General features: G+C 60.1%; 1 protein-coding gene. It reads right to left on the bottom strand.

All coding sequences use genetic code 11. The annotated features are described in order from the left end of the window. The coding region (locus tag BLW02_RS19380) for a Tn3-like element IS1071 family transposase (protein ID WP_092701759.1) at window positions 1-2,039 on the bottom strand (2,039 nt) is incomplete at both ends.

Genomic DNA, 2,039 nt, shown 5'->3' with positions numbered 1-2,039 from the left:
CCTGCGCCGGGCTGATCCGGCCGGTATAAATGGCGCGCTTGAGGGCGTTAACAGCCTCGCCCCGATTGAGCACCCGGCGCAACTCGTTCCTGAAAGCGTCCTTGACAAAGTAGTCAGCCAAAAACGCCGTACGCAGCAACCGCCCCAATTGCACGCCAGCCTCATAGATTGGATCGCCCTGGGCGGCAGAACCGAACCGCGCAAGAGCTGCCACCGCACTGGCATGTCCGCTCATGACCGAGGCTGCCAGGTGCACCAGACTATCCCAATGCTTTTCGATCAAAGCGACGTCGACATTGGCTTCGCACACCGCAGCGATTTCTGCGGGCACTTTGGTGCCGCGTGGCACAAAGAGGTGGCGCTGTTTGAGTTCCTTCAACCGCGGGCAAAGATCAAAACCAAGCAAACGGGCATGTGACATGGCAAAGTCGGTGTAGCCATGGGTATCCACAGCAAGCTGGCTGGTCTCCAGCTTTTCTTGGCGGATGACACCTTCAATGGCCACGCCCGCCTGGCGCTCATTGAGCACAAAGGGCTGCGCATGGAAGATGCCCCACCGGTCTTTTACATGGGAGTAGATTCCAATGGAAGGTGTGTTGCGCCGAGGATCAAGCCGGGCTTGCCACACCCGTTTGGTGGTCTCCATGCTCATCATGTCAGAAGATGCCAAATCGGACCGCCCCCAGGTGGCGGCAATCGGGTGTCGCTGCATGAATTCCAGCACAGCCTGGCAGGCCTGGCTCAGACGCCGTTCGTCCCGCGCCCAGCGCATGGCCTGGCGAATGCTGGTGGCAGACAATTGCGGAATCATGCGCGCGCATTCGACCGCAGTCAGACTGGTGCCGTGGGCCATGATGCCGGCATAGACCATCAGCAGCTCGTCGGTAGAGCGCGGCTCACGTCCGAGCATGATCCAGCTAAAGCGCACCTGGGCGTCAACGGCCAGAATCACTTCCGGCAATTGAACCTCACCGATGCGGTGATCCAAAGCCGCGCGCAGCTTGGTCACTTCTGGGTCTTCGTCCTCTGCGGGCAATGGCGACAAATGGAGTTCATCATCCACGCGCAGTACGCCACTGCGGGCTGCAGCGGCCACCGCATCGACACCGGCAGTTACTCTGGCCAGCAAAGGCTTCAAGAAAGTGGCAGCCTTGCTGGGTAACGATAGACGGGCATAGTGTTTCTTGGACTCTGCCTGCCAACGCTCGTCCGTGAAGAACAAGCGCGCACGACCCCGAAAGCTCAGGCTGTGCTCAATCCAGACCGAGCCATTGCGCACCGCGCGGCGCAGGGCAAACAGGGTGGCCACCTCCAACGCCTGAAACGCCCGTTCCCGGTCTGGGCTGGAGATCGAAACCTGCCAGATCATTCCCAGACTTGGTGCCACCACTTCAACTGGCAGCTTTCTGGATCCTTTGAGATATAAAGCTTGCAGCTTGGCAAGGTACTCGATGGCAGGATGCTCGCCGGTGGCCTGCCAGGGCAGCTTTGCAATGGCGACGAGCAACGACCGCACGGGGCGAATTCCATCAATCAATCCCTCGCGGACCAGGGAGGCCCTGCTCGGTGGTTTGCGTTTCTGGGTTTCGGTGATCAAGGCTTCAAGACGGGCACGCAACTCAGCATCTGGCACCGCACCTTGCGCGCTCAAGGCAACAAGTTCGCCGAGCAGCGTTTTGTACATTGCGGCCCAATTGACGGTAGCGGGGACATCGGCGGCAGCCTGACGCCACAGATCGGCGATCCGGCGCTGCACCATAAGGATCAACTGGTCTGTGGTGGTGAACAGGCAATACCGAAGAAAGCATGCGACCTCCACGGTGCGCGCTGGCTCTTTGATCTTGGCTCCGGCTGAGGGCGGCCTGGAGACAAGTCGGCGCGCGTAGCGGCGCAAGATGAGATCGGGGATGTCTGCCAGGTGCTTATGAACGTCCAGCGTGTAAAGCAGGTCGATGCGCTCCAGTACCTCGCTGATTTGGCGGGTTGAGTGTTTCGCCGGTGCAGCCCATAGCCAACTCTGCTGGGTTTGTCCATCTGGG

This window comes from Acidovorax soli, from assembly GCF_900107605.1.
Taxonomy (GTDB): Bacteria; Pseudomonadota; Gammaproteobacteria; order Burkholderiales; family Burkholderiaceae_C; genus Acidovorax; species Acidovorax soli.
This window is presented reverse-complemented; position numbering and strand designations above follow the sequence as displayed.